The sequence below is a fragment of the Pseudomonas sp. OA65 genome (assembly GCF_017498305.1).
In the GTDB taxonomy this organism is placed as follows: domain Bacteria; phylum Pseudomonadota; class Gammaproteobacteria; order Pseudomonadales; family Pseudomonadaceae; genus Aquipseudomonas; species Aquipseudomonas zanjanensis.
The window spans coordinates 1-545 of sequence record NZ_JAGDEZ010000115.1; the positions used below are offsets into that span (position 1 = coordinate 1).

General features: G+C 46.8%; 2 tRNA genes and 1 rRNA gene. All 3 read right to left on the reverse strand.

The window, feature by feature from the left end:
• Positions 1-205: 205 nt before the first annotated feature.
• Positions 206-281 (reverse strand) — tRNA-Ala (locus J3361_RS29320).
• 10 nt (positions 282-291) lie between these two features.
• Positions 292-368, reverse strand: a tRNA-Ile gene (locus tag J3361_RS29325).
• 123 nt (positions 369-491) lie between these two features.
• Positions 492-545, reverse strand: a 16S ribosomal RNA gene (locus J3361_RS29330); the annotation flags it as partial.

The following is a 545-nucleotide window of genomic DNA, read 5'->3' on the forward strand; positions in this document are numbered from 1 at the left end:
ACATTCGCCGAAAATTCGAATTTCTCAACTAAGAGAACTCACAAATTTTACCTTAGCCTGATCCGTTACCAGTGAAAGTAACGTTCAGTCTATCTTTCTATCACATACCCAAATTTTTAAAGAACGATCTAATCAAAAGACTAGAAATCAACATTCACCATCACCTTGATGGAATGCTCATTTCTAAGCTTTCAGAAGCAGTTTATGGTGGAGCCAAGCGGGATCGAACCGCTGACCTCCTGCGTGCAAGGCAGGCGCTCTCCCAGCTGAGCTATGGCCCCATAACAAAATTGGTGGGTCTGGGCAGATTCGAACTGCCGACCTCACCCTTATCAGGGGTGCGCTCTAACCAACTGAGCTACAGACCCAATTTCGAGCTTGTAACTGTTAGCTGTGAGCTATCAGCTTGGAGCTTAAAGCTGCTTCTATCGTCTTCTTCAATGAATCAAGCAATTCGTGTGGGAGCTCATGAAGCAGCTGCGGTCGTCGATTAAGGAGGTGATCCAGCCGCAGGTTCCCCTACGGCTACCTTGTTACGACTTCAC